The sequence below is a fragment of the Wolbachia pipientis genome, from assembly GCA_023052945.1.
GTDB lineage: Bacteria > Pseudomonadota > Alphaproteobacteria > Rickettsiales > Anaplasmataceae > Wolbachia.
The window spans coordinates 1,192,225-1,215,996 of record CP095495.1 but is presented as its reverse complement, the minus strand read 5'-3'; the positions used below and the strand labels follow the sequence as shown (position 1 = coordinate 1,215,996).

The following is a 23,772-nucleotide window of genomic DNA, read 5'->3' as shown; positions in this document are numbered from 1 at the left end:
GCATATTCTTTCATAGAGTTGTAAGACTATCTAATACCGCACACTAATTTCTCTCTTTATTTTGTAAGAATTAATCAAATGGAGGGCATTTAGTATCCACACTACTAAAAAAAATGTGGTACAAAACATAAACATTACAATGAGTGGCAACAGCAAAGAGCTTTCTATTGCTACTCCACCTCTTCTTAGAATACTTGCTGGCTGATGGAGAGTAGACCATAAATTCACAGAAAATTTTACTATAGGAATATTTATAGCACTAAAAATGGCAAATACTGCTGCTGATTTTTCTGCTCTTGCTTCATTATCAAAAGCGCTCCACAATGAAAGGTATCCAGTATATAGGAAAAATAAAATCAGCATTGAAGTAAGCCTTGCATCCCATACCCACCAAGTGCCCCAGGTTCCTTTTCCCCAGATGCTGCCTGTGATTAAGCATATTGTAGAAAAAACTGTCCCTGCAGGAGCAGCAGCATGTGCCAAGATACTGGCAATGCTATTGTTCCACACTAATGAAATGAAACTGAGTGATGCAATGAGTCCATATATTCCAAGAGCAAGCCATGCAGAAGGCACATGAATGTACATGATTCGTACAATTTCTCCTTGTTTATAATCTTCTGGGGAGAAGAATAACGCTAAAAACATTCCAATTAAAAAACATGCGAAACAAATAACCCCAAGCCAAGGTAGTGCTTTTTTAGAAAAAGAAGTGAAATTTGTAGGCTTTAATAAAAACATTCATTTTGAGAATAATTGTGTTAAGAATTTACCAATTAGTTTGAGTTTTATCAACAGGATAGTTTTTCTATATTTACGTAGGTCAACAAATTAGCATAATTTGAGTAGCTTGCTATTATTTTTAGTATAACGTTGATGACCCTTAAAAAGCTTAATTTACACTTAGTATCAGATTCAAGTGGTGAAACTGTTATATCAGTTGCAAAATCAGCTCTGAAACACTTTCGTTCTGTAGAAACAATCGAATATGTTTGGTCTTTTGTGAAAGGAGAAGAGCAGGTTGACAAAATTTTGGAGGAAATTAATAAGAAAAGTGATGAGCATAACTTTGTTATATGCACTATTACTGATGATGAGCTAAGAAAATATCTAAAAGATAACTGTATAAAGTTGAAAATTCCCTATAGAGCAATATTATCACATATTATTAGAGAAATTTCGTCCTATCTTGAAATTGAAAAAGACGAAAAGCTTGACTTGCATACTGAGATAAATAACGAATATTTCCAGCGCATTGAGGCAATAAACTACACTATTAATCATGATGATGGACAAAGTATTCAAGATATTGATAAAGCAGATATAATTTTGGTTGGAGTTTCACGTACATCAAAATCTCCCACCAGTACGTATTTAGCTTATCGAGGCTATAAGGTTGCAAATATTCCTTTTGTTAGTGGAGTACCCTTTTATGTCGACTTGGCAAAATTAAAAAATAAACTAACGATAGGGGTAACAATAGACGTAAGTAGGCTAATAGAAATACGCAAAAATAGACTTACTTCAATTAACAACGAAGATAATAATATATATGCTAACCCTGAGAAAGTAGAAAAGGAAATTAAAGAAGCAGAGGAACTATTTAAGCAGAATAACTGGCCAATTATTGATGTCACGCAAAAGTCAATCGAAGAAGTATCAGCAACAATTATACAGTATTTTAATAAAATGTGAAAAATTTATCAATTGACTAACTCTCTGTAAGTGATCATAATGTAAGGTAATTTAATTCTTACTATAGATATGAAAGTCAAAGGGTCGCTAAAATCTCATCGTAACAGAGATAAAAATTGTAAAGTTGTGAAAAGGGGTGGTAAGATTTACATTATAAATCAGGTAAAGCCAAGATGTAAAGCACGTCAAGGTTCTTAGCTTTTTGTTCACCTTTTAATATTATACATTTCTTGTATGTGAAAGTACGGTGCTTATATCTAAAAAGAAGCAAAAGTTACTGTGTTTAAGCGCAGCCCTGCTCATTTCTTCTCTTACATTATATTTTAGCATTAGCACAATTACAGGTAAACGTGGTTTATTGACGCTAATAGACTTAAAAAAAGAAATCGAGTACAATAAACTTTTGCTAAAGGATGTCTCTTCTGAAAAGAAAAAGTTGGACAACAAAGTATTTGGCTTATATGAAAAAAGCTTAGATTTAGATCTGCTTGATGAGCAAGCAAAAAATGCTTTAGGTTATGTGAACCCTAATGAACTTATGGTTGTTCTTGACGTGGAATAGCGGTAGACTTCTTGCGTTACCTACTGTCATCCCAGTACTCCTTTCTTGTCATTCCAGTAGCTGACACTGTCCTCCTTTGTCATCCCAGTACCCCTAAAGACCTGCTGCGAATCAAGCGATAAAAAAAAGGAAAGGAGGGTGACTAAAATCAAGGTTAACTAAAAGGCGTGCTTAAGATTTACAATACCAGCAATAATATTGAACCTCAGGTTATATTTTTTCTGAAAATTGCGATAAACATTCGACATAATCTTAAATATCTTTATCTCTCGGATCTTGTTTTCTACTCTCATTCTAAATGATGCTAATCTTCTATTATGCTCTGGAGTTAATGGCTTTTTACGATACTTTTTATATGAAATTATAACATTGCTTTGCAATTTTTGCCAACCTTGATATCCAGAATCGGCATGTTTTATGCTATCAAGTGGTAAATATTTTTCTTGTTTCCTTATGCGGAAATCACTAATTCTACCACGGTATGACTTTGACACTGATAAAATTCTTCCTCCTTCTTCGATAATAATCTCAGTTTTCATAGTGTTGGTTCTTTTTTTCCTGAATATGATTTCTTCCGTTTTTTACTATCTTCTGGTCTCTGTATTTGCTGTTCTGTAACATCAGCCAAAATCTTCAGTATTTTTTCTGGCGTCATACTTCTATCTTTTGTTATAGTCACTTTTTTGGCGAGTAATGGCTCTATTCTCTTAAGTAACCTACATACATTTGCGTTGTGTACATTGAATAGGCATCCTAAAAATCTATGTGTTATGTAAGTGCGATAGTACAAAATTACGCAAAACAACTTATCTTCCAGAGTTGGTAGTTTTGATCTTCTACCATGACACTTTTTCTGTTTTTCCCATCCAGACCTCACTTTTTCCACTACTTTTTCGAACTTCTCTATAGTTAAACCTGTTATATTACGAAAGTTTCTTGGGTATTTTTTCATATTATAGTAACTAAAGCTCATTTTTTTTCCTTACTTGATCTGCTTATTCTTCTTCTACCTCTCTCACATCATTTTTTCAATCACCTTTTTCAGCAGGTCTTAGGATATTTTATAGGAACTGGGCCATTTACATTTAAATATAAAGATCTTAGTTATCGTGTATACCCTCCACTCTTTGGCTCTTCGGATGATGAGGAATCTTTCCTTAACAACCCCGAAGTTTTTAACTTCTCACCAACAGAAGTAAATAAGATTATAGAAGATATCAAAGAATCTCATCAATCAATAAAAAAGAAAATTGCTAAATCATTAGGAGAGAATTTTGCTGAAAATAACGAAGGTTACATAAAGATAAAGGCTGATATCGATAAAACCAGCAGTGTAAAGAATTTTATTGATGTGTCCTACATCAGCAGAGGTAACAACCAGATACAGATAGAAGAAGCATTTATTAAAGAAGAAGAGCGTAAAAATGTAGGGAATCTCTTGCATTTATGTGTTTACACAAACAGCAAAGATCTTATGGAGCAGTTTTTAGACGTGATCGATGTTAATGAAGTAAACAAAAATGATAGGACTCCTTTACATTTAGCCGCCAAATATGGCAGAAAAGATATGGTAGAAATGCTATTAAATAAAGAGGCGAAGGTTGATGTAGTAGATAATCGTGGTAGGACTCCTCTACATTTAGCTGCTCAATATAACGAAAAAAAAGAGATAGTAGAAATGCTATTAAATAAAGGGGCGAAGGTTGATATAGCAGATAACCGTGGTAGGACTCCTTTACATTTGGCTGCTGCAAATGACCATAAAGAAGTGGTAGAAGTTCTATTAAAAGCAGAAGGAATCAACGTTAATGCAGTAGATGAAAATGGGAAAACTCCTTTTGATTTAACTACTAACGGAGAAATAAAAGCTCTATTAAAAAAAGCCGCAGAAAAAACTGATCCAGTGGATGAATCATCGACAGATAGTAAAGGGAATCAAGAGGAAGATGCTGAAAAAGAAAAGCAAGAAGGTAATGTTCAACCAGGATCAGACATTACAGAACAAAATTCAGATAATACTGAACCACAATCAGACAATAACAAAAAAGAAGAGGAAAAAACCAACACCATCAGTGCAGAAAAAGGAACTGATAGTGTGCCGTAGAGACACAAAGGATGTTCATAAAAGGGCAAACTAAGTGCAAAAGCTGCGCAGTAGATGAGGGTGGGCCCCTCGGAGCCGGTTTACAAGAGCAGGCTTCAAACAACCATAAGCTGCTTTGGTAAAGAGCCAAGGTAGTGAGCGTTATGGAAAAGGCATAATTATATGTCATGTAAGGAATGGAGAGATGAACGAAAGTGAACCACTGATGAAGTGTCGAAACCTTTTAAATGACGTCAAAACCAGGGGGTTGTCTGTAACCTGGGATAAATCTATCGGGAGCTTGTTTACTGGATAGATGGCGTCTGGCATAAAGGTGGCATGAATCTATTTCAGGCTATTGTGTGGAACTACGGGAACCTGTCGTTTCGATGATAAGGGAGAAATCCAAGGAGCTAAACTCTAAGGATGAGAGTACCGATGCGAAAAACAGGGGCGGATCAGCTCGTAGTAGTGAAGAAGTTTCTGTAATGGAAATGGAGAGAAGGGGCTGAGTTATTTAGTTTTAATTATTTATCAACCGAAAGGGAGGAGTTAATGAGTAAAACAAAGTCTTTTGATATATCAAAGCAACTTATTTGGAGAGCTTATAAACAAGTATCGAAAAATAAAGGTGCTGCTGGTGTGGATGAGGTTTCGATAACAAAGTTTGAAGAAAATCTAAAAGATAATCTGTACAAACTATGGAATAGGATGTCATCCGGAAGTTATTTTCCAGAAGCTATAAAAGCTGTTGCAATACCTAAAGATACAGGAGGAGGACAAAGCAATCTTAGGTGTTCCTTCAGTATTTGACAGGATAGGGCAAACGGCTGCTGCTATGTATCTGGAGCCGCTAGTAGAACCAAAATTCCATGATGATTCATATGGTTATAGACCAAATAAATCTGCACTGGATGCGGTAGATACTGCGCGTAAAAGATGCTGGAGGTACAATTGGTCAATAGATCTTGATATATCTGGATTTTTCGACAATTTGGACCACGAGTTAGCATTGCAAGCTATCAAAAAGCACACAGACTGCAAATGGGTCATACTGTATGCTGAAAGATGGATGAAAGCTCCAATTCAGCAAGCAGATGGCAGTAAGGTAGTTAGGGATAAAGGAGTTCCACAAGGAGGTTCAATAAGTCCGATGATCTCAAACATATTTATGCATCATGTATTTGATGAGTGGATGAGACAAAAGCACCCGACAATACCATTTGAGAGATATGTAGATGATGCGATAGTGCACTGCAGAACTAAGAAGCAAGCGGATTTTATGCGAGACGTAATTGAAGAAAGACAGGCCAAGTATAAGCTAAAGCTACATCCGGAAAAGACACAAATAGTGTATTGTAAGGATAACAGAAGGAAAGATGAGTATACTATACAAAGTTATGATTTTCTAGGTTTTACATTCAGACCTAGACTAGCGAAGAACAGTAAAGTAGGGAATTATTTTCTTTCATTCATACCTGCAATTAGTAATAAGGCCAAGAAGAAGATTAGTCAAACCATAAGGTCATGGAAAATACACAGACAAACATCTACAACTCTGGAGGGGATATCAAAGAAAGTAAATCCAATAGTCAGAGGCTGGTATCAGTACTATGGCAGGTTTTACAGGACAGAGATATACAAACCTCTGAAGAACATAGAGCGGCAACTTGAAAAGTGGGCAAGAAGAAAGTACAAGAAACTTCAAACTCGTGGAGGACTAGCAAGGCAACTTCTAGGAAAAATGAGAAAAGAAGGACCAGACACTTTCTACCACTGGACATTAGGTTTGGGACAAAAGGCTGAATAATGGGAGCTGTGTGAGTCGCGAGGTTCATGCACAGTTCTGCGAGAGACTGGTGGGGAAGGTCCGCCGGTCTACTCTCCTAAAAGTTGAAGGTGTGAAGGCTATTGCTCCCACAGAATCTAACGCACCCATACAAAGCGGTGATGTTCAAGGAACTATCAGTACAGGAGAAGAAGGAACTGCAGCACCCACACAAAATAATGGAAGCACCACCAGTGCAGAAGAAGAACAGCCGAGCTCTTTTTTGGTAGTTTGTTTAGTATACTTATGAAGCCTTTTTCATTAATTGCATCATTTTTTGGTGGTTTTTTTTTCATGAGACCTGCTGAAAAAGGTGATTGAAAAAATGATGTGAGAGAGGTAGAAGAAGAATAAGCAGATCAAGTAAGGAAAAAAATGAGCTTTAGTTACTATAATATGAAAAAATACCCAAGAAACTTTCGTAATATAACAGGTTTAACTATAGAGGAGTTCGAAAAAGTAGTGGAAAAAGTGAGGTCTGGATGCGAAAAACAGAAAAAGTGTCATGGTAGAAGATCAAAACTACCAACTCTGGAAGATAAGTTGTTTTGCGTAATTTTGTACTATCGCACTTACATAACACATAGATTTTTAGGATGCCTATTCAATGTACACAACGCAAATGTATGTAGGTTACTTAAGAGAATAGAGCCATTACTCGCCAAAAAAGTGACTATAACAAAAGATAGAAGTATGACGCCAGAAAAAATACTGAAGATTTTGGCTGATGTTACAGAACAGCAAATACAGAGACCAGAAGATAGTAAAAAACGGAAGAAATCATATTCAGGAAAAAAAAGAACCAACACTATGAAAACTGAGATTATTATCGAAGAAGGAGGAAGAATTTTATCAGTGTCAAAGTCATACCGTGGTAGAATTAGTGATTTCCGCATAAGGAAACAAGAAAAATATTTACCACTTGATAGCATAAAACATGCCGATTCTGGATATCAAGGTTAGCAAAAATTGCAAAGCAATGTTATAATTCCATATAAAAAGTATCGTAAAAAGCCATTAACTCCAGAGCATAATAGAAGATTAGCATCATTTAGAATGAGAGTAGAAAACAAGATCCGAGAGATAAAGATATTTAAGATTATGTCGAATGTTTATCGCAATTTTCAGAAAAAATATAACCTGAGGTTCAATATTATTGCTGGTATTGTAAATCTTAAGCACGCCTTTTAGTTAACCTTGATTTTAGTCACCCTCCTTTCCTTTTTTTTATCGCTTGATTCGCAGCAGGTCTTTAGGTATTATTTTAGTAATGTAGGAAGCTACATTGAACTTTTCAATTATTTGAATGTAACAAGAACTGGTATTGTATACGAAGCTGGCTATGACAGTGTTCCTGAGCAGATAAAGCTAGGTATTATGCAGCATGTTTCTGCTCTTTATAAAAATCGTGAATCGGAGATAAATAGACATTTATCTGAAATAAAGAAGGTGTATTTTCCATTCCGAGAACCAAAGGTTGTTTTGTAGATAAGGATGAAATATAGCTAAAGTAAATAAGACTTGCCAACGTCATACCGCCGCGGTATCTCTTAGCATAGATTCCGCTAACAAGCAGCGGGATGACGATAATGTAGCACTACGTCATACCGTCACGGTATCCCACATAGATCCCGCTAACAAGTAGCGGGATGACGAGTTTGTATCACTGCTTATGTTTGAGCTATATATCTTTCGAGGATTAATTATGGAAAAAATTCAAGTTATAAATGAGTTGTACAATACTATTTATGCAGCACTAAAGGCAGACTTTGATTTAAAGAAACACGTTACTAACATTTATGATTACCTACCTAAACAGGTTACTATTCCTTACCTGAGATTGCGTATGGTAAATTATAACAACCTGCATATGCTATCTAACTTTGCTACAAGGGCAAGATTTTCATGTGACATATATACTTATCATGTAGGTAGCATGTTTGCCATTATAAGACATATCAACTTGGTGCTTAAGAGCATTAAAGGTGAGACTATTTTAGAGAGTAATTGTGCTATGGATCAGCACGATGAAATTTTACATTCAACAATTAATTTTGATATTTTTATAAAAGGAGGTGATAATGAGCAAATTACAGCTAAAAATTAGTGCTCGATTGTGCTGGAAGCAGGCACATTACAATAAAAATTAATGGAATTTTAGATTCTGTATTAGCTGATGAATTATTACGTAATTCTGCTATGCTAAACTCTAATAATGATTATGAAATCAGTTTTAACACTAAGGAAAAGATTAGGCTCAGATGTTCAGTTGAATTGTATGAGAGGTATTATGACCCCGCTGCTTTTGACAGTTTTACTGTAGTTTTAGCCAGTGCTGAAGTTGTAAACGCTTTTCATTAATGTTAATTTAATTTTTTCATATATAATACTAACTGGTGAGAATTTTAACTAAATTAAAAAGATCATGAACGACGAAGACCTTTTCGAGGAAGACGGTGATAATATTGAAGAAAATAACGATGATAAAAGAGAGAAAAGTTTAGAAAATGAAAATCAGCTAGAAGAGCAGCGCAAAGAGATACAAGACTATTTAAAACTTTTTGAGGATATTTTAAGTCAAATTGATGAAGGAATCGATAATTTAGATAGTTACGAAAGGACTATGCAAATAAAGCGAAGCATAGACAGGCTCATAGAGACTTTATATAGTCAGGCTGCATCTGAAGATATTGATGCAGAATTTGAAACCACAAAGCATACTCGCGATAAATCAGAATCTATGAAAAGAGTTAGAGAGGAAAGAAGGAAGCAAGCAATAGAAGAAGTATTAAGTAGCATGTTTGCCCAGCAACAAAAGGAGCTAATGAACGCTAAACACTTAAGTCATGGACATGAAGCAGCAAGTGACGGAGATATTCAAAAGGCACGAATGAAGTCTTCAATCAGGGGAGTGCTATTTTCAGTTATTGCTCATAGGATGGACCCAAGAAGGAGAGCAGGAGAAACTGCTGACGATAACGAAAAACAAGCTCATATATATGGCAGGGAAGCAGTTGGTGGAGCTTTAGGTGCATTGTTAAAAACATTTTTAACAGCAGTTACTGCTGTTGTGCGCGAAATTGCTAAGCCACTTCAGCATATCAGCAAACAGGAAACATCTTTTGCAAAACAAGTTGAAGAAAGCAGAAACGCAGATTCACAAAAAGGTCGATCTGTGTAGACTTTTCCTTGTAATAATCTTTCGATTCTACTGTCTGTTAATTCATAATTAGGGTTATATAGCTAACTGAAAAAAGGTTACCCCAGAAGGGATAAAAAGGTGTAAAATGGCTTTAGATAAGGTAGAATGATGCCAAAGTGAGGATCTGAGGGAACGTGTTTTGAAAGTAGTAGACGAGAAAAAAAATGACTATGGAGAAGATAAGCAAGAGAAAAGATAATTGAAAAATTTGGCAATATGTGCAAAGACAAAGATACTCGCCGGATTTAAATCCTTACTATTACCTGTTATTTTAATTGTGTGAAATTTAGTTTTGTGTTTCGTAATATTATACAATCAAATTGATAAAAGCTGTATTATCTCCTTGCAGCATTAAGTGTATATTTTTTGCTATTTTTTCCACTAAGGGAGTAACGTTATCAAGATTTGAAAATTTTGATAATACATAATCTGCTAAACTTTTTTCATCTTCAGGTCTACCCACTCCAAATCTCAAGCGCCAATAATCGTTGCCAATAAAACTATCTATGGATTTAAGTCCATTATGGCCAGCAGAGCTACCACCTTTCTTTATTTTTATTCTTCCAAGTTCCAAATCAGCGTCATCATGTATGACAATGATATTATCTAGCGATAATTTGTAAAAGTTTCGTATTTTTGCAACAGGAATGCCTGAATTATTCATAAATGAATAAGGCTTTATTAACATGATTTTATTATCATTAATTATGCCAGAGGTTATTAGATAATCGGCTTTTTTAGAAAACGACTGGAAATTCCAATATTTGTAAATTTTATCAACTACGATGAAGCCGATATTATGATGAGTTAACTCATATTGACCACCAGGGTTACCAAGTCCAACTATCAGATGCACTATTACTCTGTTTCTGCTTGAGGTTCTTCAACGTCACTATCAGCAGCAGAAATTGTAACAATAGTAAAATTTTCTTCTTCATGAGCTACAAACTTAACACCTTCTGGTAATTTTACATCGTTGATATGTATAGATTGGCCAATCATTTTACCAGATAAATCAACTTCTATAACCTGAGGTATTTTATCAGGAGAGCATTTAACAGTAATAGAACGACACAAAACATTAAGCACTCCACCTAACTTGATCCCTGGAGCTTTACTTTCATTCACAAATGATAGAGGTATGTCTATTTTAATTTCGCTGCCTCTATCAACAAATTGAAAATCAACATGTTGCACAGTATCCTTTACTACATGCAATTGGATATCGCGAACAAGAGCATATTCCTTTTTGCCCGAAATATTCAGCTCTATCAAATGTGCAGAAAGAGAGCCTGATTTATATTGCTTCGTGAATTCCTTTGCAGACAATGTTAAATTTATATTATCATGACCCTTTCCATATATGATTCCAGGGATGTTTCCTTTCTTCCTTAGAGAATGCATCGCTTTTGTTTTTGTTATATCACGTAACTCTGCATTAATTGTTACTATTTCTTGTTGCATCATCGATTACTCCTATTTAGCTAATCCTTTTAATATAATTTAATAATAATATAACATAAAAATATTTATTTCAAACTTCATTCTTTCATACTAATTGTTTGTGAAAGGATTTATTTAGATATATATTTAAGCTTATTTAACAAGAACTATGGGCATTGATGATAAAGTAGTTTTTAGGATTTATAAACCAACAAAAACTGCAACACAATCTGGTTTAGGTAATACAAATCTCTGGCACCTGAAAATTGAATCTGGTTCTTACTACATTGAACCTTTAATGGGGTGGATTGGCTCAAAAGATCCAAAAAAACAGATTGTATTAAAGTTTGATTCTCTTGAAAAAGCAGTATTCTACGCAAAAAAACGCAACGTTAAATACGTAATTGAAATGCCAAAAAATGTTAAGAGGCTGCCAAAATCTTACGCAAGCAATTTCATACTAAAGTAAGGTTTATTGTGGTGTGCTTATCTGTAAAAGATAAAGCTTAGTATAACCAATTTAACTCTGGCTTTTAAGTTGTGCTAACACACTGCGGCCATTTAAAGAGTCAAGATTTTTAACCTGGCTAGCCAGTATTAAAGAGTTATTTTTTAGGTATTTCTTTACAAGGCTTGCAAGTCTTTTTGGATTATTCAAATAGCTCCACTCTGCTTGTAAAACTTTTATATCACTTTGTACTAAACTAATTTCACTTTTTATTTTTATTAGCTCTCTATTTAATGACTGAACATGTAGTTTTATCTTAAATAGTCCTACAATGCTAAGAAAAAACATAACTATTGAGATGATGCAGAAAGTTCTCATGACAACTTCTGTATAGCTCTTAGTTTTGCTGAGCGTGAACGCGGATTTGCACTTACTTCTTCTATACTTGCTTTGATCACTTTTTTATTTAGAAGAGAGAATGTCTTACAATCAGTAGATCTTGGCTCACATAGATCTTTAAAAAAAGTTTTGACTATACGATCTTCTAAGGAATGAAAGGTGACGACAATTAATTTGCCATTCTCACTTAAAATGTCAGATGCAGCTTTAATGCCCCTCTCAAGTTCTCCCAGCTCATCGTTTACCCATATTCTGATTGCCTGAAATGTTCTGGTTGCAGGATCAATTTTGCTTTTTCCACGAAATACCACAGAACGTACAATGTTCGCAAGCTCAAATGTAGTTTTGATAGTTTTCTTCTTCCGTGCACTTACTATTGCTCTTGCGATTTTGCGAGAATGATGCTCTCCTCCGTAGTTATATATAGTATTTGCAATTTCTTCTTCGCGTAAAGCATTAACAAATGTTGAAGCGTTTATATAAGAAGAGTTATCCATGCTCATATCGAGTGGACCATCATGCAGAAATGAGAACCCTCTATCTCCGTTATCAAGCTGCATAGATGAAACTCCGATGTCAAAAACTATTCCACCGATACCTCTAATATTGTTGCTATCTAATAAATTTTTAATATTACTAAACTTCTCAATAGATAGGTTTATTCTATCGGGATACTTAACGCTTAAATCATCATAAAACTTAGTTGCCGTTTCATCTCTATCAATTGCATATACCTTGCAATCAGCTGACTCCAATATTGCTTTGCTATACCCTCCAGCTCCAAATGTGGCGTCCACGTATATACCACCATCCTGCGGTGATAGTAGTGATAGCATCTCTTTTAACAAAACTGGAGTGTGTGTCATAGTGCTCCATCAAGAGACTCTGTGCATACAAATAAAAATAACTTCCCACTAAAACATATGGAAACATATAGGCAATAATATAAAAATACTTGAACATGGTCAATGATATAAAAATATTAAGATTTAATAAGATACTATTATTAATATAATGTTCAAATTTTTCTATTATATAAAAAAAAGTAATGTATACTACTAAATACTAAACAAACTATAGAAAATTATGCAGCAAATAACAAAAGTAATATTTTCAAGTTTGATTTGTAACACTTTATTGTGGTATGACCACATGCTTTTTAGCCACTTAATAAACATAATAGGTGGTGTGTTTTTTCCATCGGATGATCAACTAACCAGCGTGTTGAAGGCTTTTGGAGTGTTTGCAGTGGGTTTCTTAATGAGACCAGTCGGCGCTGCTATATTTGGTCACATTGGTGATAAGCATGGCAGAAGAGTTGCCTTATTGCTCTCGATTATATTAATGACTTTATCAACTGTATTAATTGCTTTTGTTCCAGGTTATCAAAGCATTGGAATACTAGCGTCAATGCTGGTAGTTTGTTTAAGATTATTGCAGAGTATATCCCTTGGAGGAGAAGCAGGAAATGCACCATTTTTAATAGAACACGCTCCTAAAAACAAAAAAGGATTTTTTGGCAGCATTGAAGTATTAAGCGCAATTTTTGGTTCAGTATTAAGCCTGATAGCAGTACTCATATGCAAAAAAGTATCTGATTTTGAATCTTGGGGGTGGAGATTACCTTTCATTTTCAGTTTAGCAATGGGATTAATCAGCATATATATGAGATATATACTTGATGAAAGCCCAGAGTATAAAAGACAAGAAAAACGATCTGAACTGCCGTTAAAAGAACTATTAAATGGCTATAGAAAACCTTTTCTGATATCAGTAGGAGTTGACATAGTTGAAAATGCATCTCTTTACATATATCTAGTGTTTTTCAATGTACTTGCATCAACAATAAACACTCAATTTAATCACACAGTAGAAATATTGAATCAGGTCGCGCTTGGAGGGTTAACAATATTGTTTGCAATACTTTCTGATAAGGTAGGAAGAGAAAAAGTTATGAAATTTGCATTTATAGCTTTTGTAATAGTGAGTTATCCAGTTTTCTCAATGTTATGTAGTGGCAATTACTTACTCACTTTTACAGCACATATTCTTTTTATAATTCCAATAGCTGCATCGCTTGGGCCTGTTAGTGCACTGATGTGTGAATTATTTCCAACAAAGATTCGGTACAGCGGATTTGGCTTGTCAAGAAATATAGCTGCTGGATTTTTTGGTGGCCTTGCACCATTTATATGCACAACAATTATCAAGGTTACAGGACAAGAGACTTCAGCTAGTTTTTACATGATTTTCTGTGCATTAATTGGGCTAGTTGCTATATCGCAAATTAAGGATTAGCTTTCTTCAAGATCCAAGTATAGTTGCAGTATAGCAGAGTTGAAAAAAATCTAATTATATGGTGGGAAGTGCCAGTTCTTAGGTGATAATGTGAATATTTCAGCACCATCTTTTGTTACTCCGAGTGTATGTTCAAATTGAGCAGAAAGTGAAAGATCGCGTGTTGTCACTGTCCAGTCATCGAGTTTACTGAGCAGAGTCTCATATTTTCCAGCATTAATCATTGGCTCTATTGTAAAAAACATACCTTCCTTCAAGACGAGATTTTCATCTTGATCATAGAAATGCACTACATTTGGTGGAGCATGAAAGACTTTTCCTATACCATGTCCGCAGTAGCTGCGTACGATAGAATATCCAAAATCTCTAATATATTTTTCTATAGCAAGCCCTATTTCATTTAACTTATTGCCGGGCTTAACTTGTTTAATTGCTTCCATCAACGCATTATAAGTAGCGTCACACAAGCGTTTTGCTTTTATTGATGGCTTGCCAACCCAAAACATGCGACTTGTATCACCATGCCAGCCATTTAAAATCACCGTGACATCAATATTTAAAATATCTCCATCTTTAAGCGGTTTATCATCGGGAACACCATGGCACACAACTGCATTTTTTGAAGTGCAAATCGATTTTGGATACCCCCTATAGTTTAGTGGCGCTGGAATTGCACCTGCATTAATTATAAAATCATGACATAGATCATTTAACTCATTAGTTGTCACTCCTACCTTTACGTACGGTGCAATGAAATCAAGAGTTTCAGCAGCAAGCCTGCCAGCCTTGCGCATAAATTCAAAATCTTCTTGTGAGTGTATAGTTATGTTCATATTTTCCATTTCTTATTATAATTCACGTCTTGCGTAGTAGACTCCACTGCTTGACATATAATTGTACGAACATTGAAGCTTTGAATGCAAAAGTACAAAAAATGGTGTCATCCGAGTGCCTTCTTTCCCTGTCATCCCAGTGCGTGACACTGGGATCCAGCCTATTTTATCTTTCATCATGGATATTGTATGCTCCTAGAATCTGTTGTTCATTGAATGATTTGAAAATATTTTGATACCTAGATCCCAGTGTCACGCACTGGGATGACAAGAGGAGGGCTACTTGGATTGGAGGCAAGAACTGCACGGCAACCAACAACGTTTGTACAATTGTATGCTTGACATAGGTTTTATTGTGAAATTTCATCATACAAACCCTTCCATTTTTCTATTACTCGTTCAATCAGTTTCATTTTCTCTTCCATCTCTTTAAAAATTTTTCTCTAGCAAAAATAAGTCCCATGGATCCTAGTGTCAAGTCATTTGTATGAAAGGTGGTCAAGGTAGATACGATTCTCAAAACCACCTCTCTCTTATTTTTTAGAGATATGCTTTTCTTCAATTTGTTCTATTGATAGGCCACTTTCTTTGCCTAATGCATGTATGACCTCAAGTAAATCAGCTAACTCTTCAAGGGTTTCATCTGAGGTTTTAGAGGCAATAACTTCCTTTGCTTCTTCTAAAAGTTTATCTTTGAGACATTCAATGTATTCATCTTTTTCCATCACCCTCTCATAAACAATAATTCCGTGGGAACGTATAATTTCAGTCATATGATCACGAACAAGTTTATTAATTTTGAAACAATGTTTTTTATTCATAATGTTTCCTTTGATAGATATAAGAACTTTATTCAGTAAAATTAAACTGTAACTTTCGATTTAACCCAATTGTACAACTTACTTATTTTACCATCTTGACCGAGCATTCCAGAGTTATTCTTATAAAAAGTGTCAACTATTAGCTTTATAGAACCTATAGCAGCAGAAAATACAGGATTTTTATCATATTCGCCATCAAGACCGCTACAAGACTCAGGGCACCCAATTCGAACTTGTTTATTGAATATATAGCCTGCAATTTCCTTCATGCTTGTGAGTTGACTAGTTCCACCTGTGATCACTACTTTATTAATTGGATCTTTCTGCTCTTGAAATTGCTCTCTTACCATTTCAAGTATTTCTTCAACTCTTGGTCTTATGATGTTAATAAGCTCAGATTTGAATACTTGAGTAGGTTCATCATTTTCACTATTTTGGACTGTAATATATTCGTTCTCATCTATTGAAGTTACGATAGTGCTACCATACAGTATTTTTATATACTCTGCACGTTCTATGCTTGTGCATAGCCCGTAAGCAATATCTCGAGTGATATGAACGCCACCAATTGGAACGCTGCTTGCATACACAAGTTTCCCTCTTTTGAAAATTCCAATTGCAGTGCATCCACCGCCTATATCAACAATAGCAGTCCCGAGCTCTTTTTCATCTTCACTCAGACAGGCAAGACCTGCAGAATATGCAGAAGCAATACAACCTGCCATATTTAATCCACCATTATTGGTAATACAGTTTTCAATATTGGTAAGCGCTGGACGCGAAGCAGTGACAACATTAACATCAACAGATAGTCTTTTTCCGTACAATCCACCAACTTCTTTTATGTCAGTCATGTCATCTAAGTGATATTTCAGTGGTATATTGTGAATGATAACATTTTCTTCAATATATTTCTCAAACGTCTGAAAAACTACACGTTTTATATCCCGGTCAGAAATTTCATGATTAGCTGCAATAATTTCATTATGTACATTAAAAGATGAGATGCCACATCCAGCAATGTTCACATATATCTGGTCTATAGTTTCCTCTGACACTTGCTCAGCTAAACCTATAGTTGATGAGATGGAGTAATTTGCGTGTTTTACATTAGTTATCGACCCACCGTTTACACCTTCTGCAATCTTATAGCCCGTTCCTGTTACTTTATAGCTGAAGTTGCCATTTATCTTAACGATTAGACAAATAATCTTTGTTGTACCTATGTCTAAAACAGCAAAAACGTTTCTCTTTGGTTTTGCTATTACTGCAGAGTACATTAGTTAACCTTATTACGCAATTTCATTTAAATTGTAGCTTTCTTTAATAATTTATATTTCTATTATAGATATAGCAACATTTTAATATACACTAAATTCTGGACAAAAGGAAAAGCAAAACATAGAATTATAATTTTTATGTCCATTTTACCAATTGTAATTGCCCCTGATGAAAGACTAATCACACGTGCCAGTGAAGTAACAGATATAAATGATAAAATTAAAGAATTAGTAAACGACATGTTCGAAACTGTGTACGATGCAGAAGGTCTTGGCCTTGCTGCAGTGCAAGTTGGAGTACTAAAAAGAATTTTTGTTATGGATGTTCAGCTAGAGGACATTGAAGGCGGGCCAGCAGGATATGAATCGAATGGCAAATTTTGCATGATTAATCCTGAAATCACGGAGTTATCTGATGAACAAATAATTCTCAAGGAAGGATGTCTTTCAATTCCAGAACAAAGTCACGAAATTAAACGTCCAAAGTATTTAACTGCAAAATATAGAGACTTAAATAATGAGGAACGGACGCTAAAAGCCAGTGGTTGGCTTGCGAGATGTATCCAACATGAGCTAGATCACTTAAATGGTATATTATATATTAGACATTTGTCTAAATTGAAGTATGATATGGCCATAAAAAAAGCACAAAAGATCAAGAGGCACTATGAGCGATGAGGATTTAGAATTATTAAAATTTTACCATGAAGTGGGCGTTAATTGCACGCTAACAGAAGGTGAGAAAGAAAAAAAAGTGGAAAATGAGGAGGATAGCAAAGCTGTGCAGCCTCCTGCCATCCAACAAAAAAAAGAACAACAAACCATGTTTCCAAGTGACTGGATAATTGAAGCAAGGAAACTTGCAAGTAAATGCAGTAGTGTGGATGAGCTAAGAAGTGCAGTTGTATCATTTGAAGGTTGTGAAATAAAGAAAACTGCAACCAATACTGTTTTTTCTGATGGTAATCCAAATGCGAAAATTATGCTCGTTGGTGAAGCTCCAGGAGCAAATGAAGACCTGCAAGGCATACCATTTTGCGGTGCAAGCGGGATGTTGCTTGATAAAATGCTCGGTGCAATTAATCTTGATCGTACCAAAGTTTACATAAGCAATACCGTATTTTGGCGTCCGCCTGGTAACAGAAAACCAACTGACCTAGAACTTGATATGTGCAGGCCATTCGTTGAAAAACATATTGCACTGGTTTCACCGCAGATTCTAATTCTGGTAGGAGGAATCGCATGTTATAGCCTACTTGATAGCACAAAAACCATATCAACCCTGCGTGGCAGGTTTCATACGTATACTAACCAATATTTATCTCACTCAATCACTACATCTGTTATATTTCACCCAGCTTACCTACTGCGTCAGCCAATGCAAAAACGTTTAGCCTGGGAGGATTTAAAGAAGATTAGGGAGTATCTTAATAATACCAATAACTGTATGAATACTTAACACCACTGGTGTCAAGTAAGTTTTTTCGTTTCTATGTTATCCGCTACTTGGATGACAGAAAAGAGTGCTGGGATGACAGGAGACAATGTAACCTCATTAAAAACTTAATTTCAGTCCAGTCAAGAGCACATAACCAGAGTTGCTATTTTCTACTTCAGGCTCTTTGGTACTAAATTTTACAATATCGAAATAATATGAAGTGCCCATAAAAAATGGATATTCAAGGCTTAAAGCATATGATGTTAACTCGTTTGTATCTTTGCTTGCAATGTTCCTACCACTATTGAAATATGTTAAACTCAATTTGCGAGAATCAGAATGGTAAGCGATACCTGCATTCATATAATACGTATTATTTATTTCAGGATTACGCTTCTCGCCTGATTTACCACCATTACCATATGAAAAAATGCAATCAAGATCAAACAATTTTAGCTTCAAACCAAAATTCCAGTGCAGTAATTGATTACGACATCCATAGCCTTCAGGAGTTCCATTTAAGCAACCAGTTAAATTTTCTCTTGCAAATTCACCAGTTAAGGCAGTAGTAAAATTTATATCGTCTGATAGGCCATTTTTATAGGAAAGGCCAGCAGCAATTAGATTGCTATATTGTAAGTTATTTTTTCCTGGGACATAACTGAACCCGAGTTGAAAGTTATAGATTTCAGGGGAGATATAGTTAATTGATGGTTGTTTTAACCCTAATTCGAGTCCATTATACTCACTGTAAATGTTGGGTTTTACCCAAAATACCTTGTCTTTATCATATCCAGGGCCATTATCTCTGTTTTCGTTACCACGCAAATTTGCATAGTTTGTCCAATGGCCATTTACTCCTCCAGCAGCTGCATAAATTTTTGAAGTGTTAATTAACATGCTCTGACTAACTAAACTTCTTTTACCATATTCAATTGATCCAAGTTCCTGATTTTTAATGATGAAATACCATTCCTCCATGTCTAACTTTTCTATGTCTAACGCTTTTAGGTTTGCAATACCAGAAACTCCTGCTTTAACATTAAACCCCATTTGAGTATTTGGATAAACTTGCTGTAAATAAAGAAAGCGCAAGTATGAATAACTTGAAGTTTTATCCTTAGCCTTAGCACTGAAAGAATCTCTGTTGAAGGCGTAGCCGAATCTTAAATCCACTTCCCCATCTAGTTCTGCATAAAATGTTTCCTTATCCAGAATTGTTCTAGCACTACTCTGCAAAAATAATAATGAAAGCAGTGCTACCAGGTAGTACCTTAACTTCATAAATAAACTTAAATTTTTATAAAAACTTAAGTTTAAACTCAATATAAATAAAAAACAACTTTTCAGAAGGTGCCTCTGGTAAATTTTGCTGCCCGTTTTTGAGCTATATTCCCATAAATTATTGATACACTTGGTAATTTTCGCTTTAATAACTGCTTATTAATGGCAGAATGTATACGATTAATTATTTTAGACGTACTTTTTACATCGCAGTTAATCAAAACAAAAAGCACTTTATTCTCATCAATATACCCTAGAAAATCATCACTACGGCAATTTTTATAAAAATGTTCTATGATAACTTTCAGTGCATCATTTATCTCACTACAGCTACTATTTAAGCCGATCACTCCTATAGCTGCATTAATTTGATGTTGAAAGGCAAAATTTAATATAACATATAACTCTAGAATAGTAGACTCATTGTTTGGTATATCGAATAAGTTATGGTTTTTATATTTTTTACCCATTAGATATTCATCTCTAAAGATTCCTAATTTATGAGACAAGCTGATATCACGTATCAATAACTCATAATTTATTTTATTACTAGCAAATTGTGTAGTGCGGAAAACTTTTACTTTTGTCTTTATATCTTCTCCTTTAGCATCAGTTAAGGAAAAACCTATCACTTTAGGTAATACATCAAGTAAATCGTGTCCATTTTCGGTATACTCTAAATAACTCTTCATGTCGTCAGCTGCTCTTGCACTTAAAATATTGATTAACGGCTTATTAAGTAAATTCCCTTCCTCGTATTTTAACAAATTCCTTGCGGTTTGATTAAGCCCTAAAATTAATACGTTTTTTTTCTTATTATCCTGACAAACAGATACCACAGCATCATCTTTCCTTCTTGCAGTTATGAAATCATCCATACTTTCATTCTATACAGCATATTTATAAGTATAATAAGATTATATTAAAATTTGCTTACTTATTAATATGCTTGATTAGATATAGATAAAATGTCATACGGGATGGCTTTGTTAGCTATTTTAGGTGGTAATAAATGGATAGTCAAGCAAAATTACATAAGACCTGCTGCGAATCAAGCGATAAAAAAAAGGAAAGGAGGGTGACTAAAATCAAGGTTAACTAAAAGGCGTGCTTAAGATTTACAATACCAGCAATAATATTGAACCTCAGGTTATATTTTTTCTGAAAATTGCGATAAACATTCGACATAATCTTAAATATCTTTATCTCTCGGATCTTGTTTTCTACTCTCATTCTAAATGATGCTAATCTTCTATTATGCTCTGGAGTTAATGGCTTTTTACGATACTTTTTATATGGAATTATAACATTGCTTTGCAATTTTTGCCAACCTTGATATCCAGAATCGGCATGTTTTATGCTGTCAAGTGGTAAATATTTTTCTTGTTTCCTTATGCGGAAATCACTAATTCTACCACGGTATGACTTTGACACTGATAAAATTCTTCCTCCTTCTTCGATAATAATCTCAGTTTTCATAGTGTTGGTTCTTTTTTTCCTGAATATGATTTCTTCCGTTTTTTACTATCTTCTGGTCTCTGTATTTGCTGTTCTGTAACATCAGCCAAAATCTTCAGTATTTTTTCTGGCGTCATACTTCTATCTTTTGTTATAGTCACTTTTTTGGCGAGTAATGGCTCTATTCTCTTAAGTAACCTACATACATTTGCGTTGTGTACATTGAATAGGCATCCTAAAAATCTATGTGTTATGTAAGTGCGATAGTACAAAATTACGCAAAACAACTTATCTTCCAGAGTTGGTAGTTTTGATCTTCTACCATGACACTTTTTCTGTTTTTCGCATCCAGACCTCACTTTTTCCACTACTTTTTCGAACTCCTCTATAGTTAAACCTGTTATATTACGAAAGTTTCTTGGGTATTTTTTCATATTATAGTAACTAAAGCTCATTTTTTTCCTTACTTGATCTGCTTATTCTTCCTCTACCTCTCTCACATCATTTTTTCAATCACCTTTTGCAGCAGGTCTTATGATGTCATTCCAGTCTGGGATCCAGGTTGCTCACAAGTAAACTAGCATAGAAAGTGGTTACAATAGACTTCTTGCATAACCATATGACGAACTTTTATTGGGAATAGAGACGAAAAAACCTCTTGACAAACTCCGCCAGCCCCCTTATCATGAAAGTGAAGCTATTTTATTTAACTTCGCAATCTCTGCAGCAGATTAAAATGACAAGAAAACTTGTATTTGGCGTACTATTGTTTAATTTTTTGCACTATGTGCACCGTATGTCTTTATAAAATTTCTAGGTTTTTACCTACATAAGCTGAAACGCGCTTATAAAGCGTTCAAGACATCGCCCAACGTCAAATTTTAAAATAGAGAGTGTAATAACTAGCTACCACGGGTTTTCTATGCCTTTTTTTTCTGCCTAGTAAATTTCTTAAATATTAAAGCTAAGGTTAGTTGCCGTTTAAAAGCAGCTAAATTGCAGCGTTTAAGACTTAAAAAACGCCAATACTGAAAATAGACAATGACTAGGGCTTCTTTTGCCTTTTTTTTCGTTTGGTGAATTTCTTAAATATTTATGGCTAAAGTAATTTAGGCCTACCGACAACCGTCATCCCGCTACGTGTTAGCGGGATCTATGTTAAGAGATACCGCGGCGGTATGACGGTTAAGTAGGGTGTCATCCCAGTGCCCAGACACTGGGATCTCATTTCGTAACTTCATAGTATAAATTATTTCAAATTGTATCTATTTGCAAGTATATAAATATAATAATTTTGCATAAAAAATTAGATCCCAGTGTCACGCACTGGGATGACAAGAAGAGGGCACTGGGATGACAAAGAAATAGGCACTGGGATGACAAAAATAAGAAGGCTACTCGGATGACAGGAGAAGGCACTGCCGTCATAAAGGAACCAGTGTCAGCTACTCGGATGACACCTTTTTTCTGCTTAGTTTAGGTTATGCAAGAAGTCTAATGTTTTCGATGAGATTGCAGGAAGGCTGGATTCCAGCGTCACGCGCTGGAATGACAAAAGAGTGGGCTATTGGTTTTTCATATGGTTATGCAAGCGCTTAAATTTTTGATCAAAAAGGAACAAGTTTAGAGAAAAACAATGATATTATTAGTGGAACATAAAATAGTCCTACTGCAGTACTAATTAGAAGCAACAGAGTAGCTTTATCTGGTTGATAATTCAAAATATTAGCAAGTATTATACTGGACCCAGAAACTGGAATAATAGCCAGCAACATCAGTGCTTTATATATGCTCTCATCGTATATACCTATAACATGCTTGTCTAAAAGGACAATTCCTAAAACAAACAGTGGCCAGAATACGTACTTTGCTGTAATAGTGATCAAAGCAAGCTTCCAATCTATTTTAAAGCTTGCAATATTCGCAATGCTCACTCCAAGTAGCACCATTCCTAATGTGACAAATGTACTTCTAATATTCATCATAACATCTGTTAAAAAAGTAGGTATTTGTATATCATATATACTTAAAAAGAAGCCCAGAACCATCGCATAAAGCGAAGGAAGTTTGAACAACTTTAATATGCATTCTTTTGCGGTATAAATACCATTTGCAGCTATATAAAATCCTAAGCTGTTTTCAAATAGCGCCATTCCTATATAACAAACAACATATACAGATACTGAATCTTCATCAAATAAAGCCATGGCAATCGGCAGGCCAAAATAACCCATACTTGTGCTGCCCGAGCTAAATGCTAATATGTTTCTCGTGTTATCCTTAAATAAAAAAGAAGAAAGATAATACACTGATAAGGACATAGTGCTACCTATAAACCATATCAAAATCGGCAGAGAAATTACTTTTAAATTAACTTCTGTATGAGAGACTCCATATAAAATCACTATTGGATTAGCTATATAAAAGAGTATTTGAGATATAGTGTTTCTGTCAATTTTAAGACATTTTCCTGCTAAACAACCAATAAATATTGTAATATAAATAGGTAATATTTTTAGGAAAAGAGTAAGGAACATACTAGCCTATTGTGATACTTTTGACTGATAAAGTGATATTAGATCTTAAGGTATTATAAAAGTAAACAAAATTTATTTTCCAATTTATCCAGCTCATAGTTAGTTAAAAGAGATTCACTTAGTGCCAAAATTTGTTTTTACATAGGACTTAAGAATGACATTT

26 protein-coding genes and 3 pseudogenes are annotated in these 23,772 nt (G+C 34.7%); 15 read left to right on the top strand and 14 right to left on the bottom strand.

Features of this window, described 5'->3' with window-relative positions; all coding sequences use genetic code 11:
* Positions 1-30 precede the first annotated feature (30 nt).
* Complete coding sequence (gene ccmC / locus MWH06_05915; GenBank protein ID UPA54799.1) at positions 31-741, bottom strand: heme ABC transporter permease CcmC; 711 nt, start codon at positions 739-741, stop codon at positions 31-33.
* Positions 742-876: 135 nt separating this feature from the next.
* Between ccmC and MWH06_05910 the strand changes: the two genes are divergently transcribed.
* The 3 genes from MWH06_05910 to MWH06_05900 all read left to right on the top strand — a co-directional run bounded on the left by MWH06_05910 (position 877) and on the right by MWH06_05900 (position 2,257).
* Positions 877-1,695, top strand: coding sequence for a kinase/pyrophosphorylase (locus MWH06_05910; GenBank protein UPA54798.1), 819 nt, complete (start codon positions 877-879; stop codon positions 1,693-1,695).
* Positions 1,696-1,764: 69 nt separating this feature from the next.
* On the top strand, positions 1,765-1,893 hold the full coding sequence (gene ykgO / locus MWH06_05905; protein UPA54797.1) for a type B 50S ribosomal protein L36: 129 nt from the start codon (positions 1,765-1,767) through the stop codon (positions 1,891-1,893).
* A 49-nt stretch (positions 1,894-1,942) separates the two neighbouring features.
* Positions 1,943-2,257, top strand: a complete 315-nt coding sequence (locus MWH06_05900; protein UPA54796.1) for a septum formation initiator family protein — start codon at positions 1,943-1,945, stop codon at positions 2,255-2,257.
* A gap of 158 nt (positions 2,258-2,415) precedes the next feature.
* On the opposite strand, the pseudogene MWH06_05895 reads toward MWH06_05900, so the two are convergent.
* Positions 2,416-3,230, bottom strand: a pseudogene (locus MWH06_05895) (transposase).
* Positions 3,231-3,608: 378 nt separating this feature from the next.
* Between MWH06_05895 and MWH06_05890 the strand changes: the two are divergent.
* The 8 genes and pseudogenes from MWH06_05890 (at position 3,609) to MWH06_05855 (ending at position 9,349) form a co-directional block, all read left to right on the top strand.
* Positions 3,609-4,361 (top strand): ankyrin repeat domain-containing protein, encoded by a 753-nt coding sequence (locus MWH06_05890; protein UPA54795.1) that lies wholly within the window; start codon positions 3,609-3,611, stop codon positions 4,359-4,361.
* A 534-nt stretch (positions 4,362-4,895) separates the two neighbouring features.
* The gene (locus MWH06_05885; protein ID UPA54794.1) at positions 4,896-5,153 is read left to right on the top strand and encodes a hypothetical protein; all 258 of its coding nucleotides are present in this window, start codon (positions 4,896-4,898) and stop codon (positions 5,151-5,153) included.
* A complete protein-coding gene (gene ltrA / locus MWH06_05880; GenBank protein ID UPA54793.1) occupies positions 5,092-6,150 on the top strand; it encodes a group II intron reverse transcriptase/maturase in 1,059 nt (352 codons plus the stop codon). The genes MWH06_05885 and ltrA overlap by 62 nt, the downstream gene beginning before the upstream one ends.
* A 393-nt stretch (positions 6,151-6,543) precedes the next feature.
* Positions 6,544-7,359 (top strand): annotated as a pseudogene (locus MWH06_05875) (transposase).
* 111 nt (positions 7,360-7,470) lie between these two features.
* Entirely contained in the window at positions 7,471-7,656 is a 186-nt protein-coding gene (locus MWH06_05870; protein UPA54792.1) for a phage gp6-like head-tail connector protein, read from the top strand.
* A gap of 217 nt (positions 7,657-7,873) precedes the next feature.
* The gene (locus tag MWH06_05865) at positions 7,874-8,275 is read left to right on the top strand and encodes a DUF3168 domain-containing protein (GenBank protein UPA54791.1); all 402 of its coding nucleotides are present in this window, start codon (positions 7,874-7,876) and stop codon (positions 8,273-8,275) included.
* The gene (locus MWH06_05860; GenBank protein UPA54790.1) at positions 8,275-8,529 is read left to right on the top strand and encodes a hypothetical protein; all 255 of its coding nucleotides are present in this window, start codon (positions 8,275-8,277) and stop codon (positions 8,527-8,529) included. Before MWH06_05865 ends, MWH06_05860 begins: the two co-directional genes overlap by 1 nt.
* A gap of 64 nt (positions 8,530-8,593) precedes the next feature.
* Entirely contained in the window at positions 8,594-9,349 is a 756-nt protein-coding gene (locus MWH06_05855) for a hypothetical protein (GenBank protein ID UPA54789.1), read from the top strand.
* A 328-nt stretch (positions 9,350-9,677) separates the two neighbouring features.
* On the opposite strand, the gene pth is transcribed toward MWH06_05855, so the two are convergent.
* The gene (gene pth / locus MWH06_05850) at positions 9,678-10,226 is read right to left on the bottom strand and encodes an aminoacyl-tRNA hydrolase (GenBank protein ID UPA54788.1); all 549 of its coding nucleotides are present in this window, start codon (positions 10,224-10,226) and stop codon (positions 9,678-9,680) included.
* 2 nt (positions 10,227-10,228) lie between these two features.
* Positions 10,229-10,837, bottom strand: a complete 609-nt coding sequence (locus MWH06_05845; GenBank protein ID UPA54787.1) for a 50S ribosomal protein L25/general stress protein Ctc — start codon at positions 10,835-10,837, stop codon at positions 10,229-10,231.
* A gap of 145 nt (positions 10,838-10,982) precedes the next feature.
* Here MWH06_05845 and MWH06_05840 point away from each other — a divergent pair, with 145 nt between their 5' ends.
* Positions 10,983-11,282 (top strand): ETC complex I subunit, encoded by a 300-nt coding sequence (locus tag MWH06_05840; protein UPA54786.1) that lies wholly within the window; start codon positions 10,983-10,985, stop codon positions 11,280-11,282.
* A gap of 51 nt (positions 11,283-11,333) precedes the next feature.
* Here the strand turns inward: MWH06_05840 and MWH06_05835 are convergent, their stop codons facing one another.
* Together MWH06_05835 and rsmH are read right to left on the bottom strand one after the other, a co-directional pair.
* Positions 11,334-11,639 (bottom strand): hypothetical protein, encoded by a 306-nt coding sequence (locus MWH06_05835; protein UPA54785.1) that lies wholly within the window; start codon positions 11,637-11,639, stop codon positions 11,334-11,336.
* The gene (gene rsmH, locus MWH06_05830) at positions 11,636-12,526 is read right to left on the bottom strand and encodes a 16S rRNA (cytosine(1402)-N(4))-methyltransferase RsmH (protein ID UPA54784.1); all 891 of its coding nucleotides are present in this window, start codon (positions 12,524-12,526) and stop codon (positions 11,636-11,638) included. The genes MWH06_05835 and rsmH overlap by 4 nt, the downstream gene beginning before the upstream one ends.
* A 220-nt stretch (positions 12,527-12,746) precedes the next feature.
* Here rsmH and MWH06_05825 point away from each other — a divergent pair, with 220 nt between their 5' ends.
* Positions 12,747-13,958, top strand: coding sequence for an MFS transporter (locus tag MWH06_05825; GenBank protein ID UPA54783.1), 1,212 nt, complete (start codon positions 12,747-12,749; stop codon positions 13,956-13,958).
* Positions 13,959-14,008: 50 nt separating this feature from the next.
* Here MWH06_05825 and map read toward each other — a convergent pair whose 3' ends face one another.
* The 4 genes from map to ftsA form a co-directional block, all read right to left on the bottom strand.
* Positions 14,009-14,791: a type I methionyl aminopeptidase gene (map, locus tag MWH06_05820; protein ID UPA54782.1), complete on the bottom strand. Its 783-nt coding sequence runs from the start codon at positions 14,789-14,791 to the stop codon at positions 14,009-14,011.
* A gap of 15 nt (positions 14,792-14,806) precedes the next feature.
* Positions 14,807-14,968, bottom strand: a complete 162-nt coding sequence (locus MWH06_05815) for a hypothetical protein (GenBank protein ID UPA54781.1) — start codon at positions 14,966-14,968, stop codon at positions 14,807-14,809.
* Positions 14,969-15,324: 356 nt separating this feature from the next.
* Positions 15,325-15,612, bottom strand: a complete 288-nt coding sequence (locus MWH06_05810) for a nucleoside triphosphate pyrophosphohydrolase (GenBank protein UPA54780.1) — start codon at positions 15,610-15,612, stop codon at positions 15,325-15,327.
* Positions 15,613-15,653: 41 nt separating this feature from the next.
* The gene (ftsA, locus tag MWH06_05805) at positions 15,654-16,892 is read right to left on the bottom strand and encodes a cell division protein FtsA (GenBank protein UPA54779.1); all 1,239 of its coding nucleotides are present in this window, start codon (positions 16,890-16,892) and stop codon (positions 15,654-15,656) included.
* A gap of 138 nt (positions 16,893-17,030) precedes the next feature.
* On the opposite strand from ftsA, the gene def reads away from it, so the two are divergent.
* Both def and MWH06_05795 read left to right on the top strand, forming a co-directional pair.
* Positions 17,031-17,570 (top strand): peptide deformylase, encoded by a 540-nt coding sequence (gene def, locus MWH06_05800; protein ID UPA54778.1) that lies wholly within the window; start codon positions 17,031-17,033, stop codon positions 17,568-17,570.
* Positions 17,560-18,351, top strand: coding sequence for a uracil-DNA glycosylase (locus tag MWH06_05795; GenBank protein UPA54777.1), 792 nt, complete (start codon positions 17,560-17,562; stop codon positions 18,349-18,351). Before def ends, MWH06_05795 begins: the two co-directional genes overlap by 11 nt.
* A gap of 96 nt (positions 18,352-18,447) precedes the next feature.
* Here MWH06_05795 and MWH06_05790 read toward each other — a convergent pair whose 3' ends face one another.
* The 4 genes and pseudogenes from MWH06_05790 to MWH06_05775 all read right to left on the bottom strand — a co-directional run bounded on the left by MWH06_05790 (position 18,448) and on the right by MWH06_05775 (position 23,609).
* Positions 18,448-19,614, bottom strand: coding sequence for a porin (locus MWH06_05790; GenBank protein ID UPA54776.1), 1,167 nt, complete (start codon positions 19,612-19,614; stop codon positions 18,448-18,450).
* Between the two features lie 62 nt (positions 19,615-19,676).
* Complete coding sequence (locus tag MWH06_05785) at positions 19,677-20,492, bottom strand: hypothetical protein (protein ID UPA54775.1); 816 nt, start codon at positions 20,490-20,492, stop codon at positions 19,677-19,679.
* A gap of 220 nt (positions 20,493-20,712) precedes the next feature.
* Positions 20,713-21,527, bottom strand: a pseudogene (locus MWH06_05780) (transposase).
* 1,152 nt (positions 21,528-22,679) lie between these two features.
* Positions 22,680-23,609: a permease gene (locus MWH06_05775; GenBank protein UPA54774.1), complete on the bottom strand. Its 930-nt coding sequence runs from the start codon at positions 23,607-23,609 to the stop codon at positions 22,680-22,682.
* Positions 23,610-23,772 lie beyond the last annotated feature (163 nt).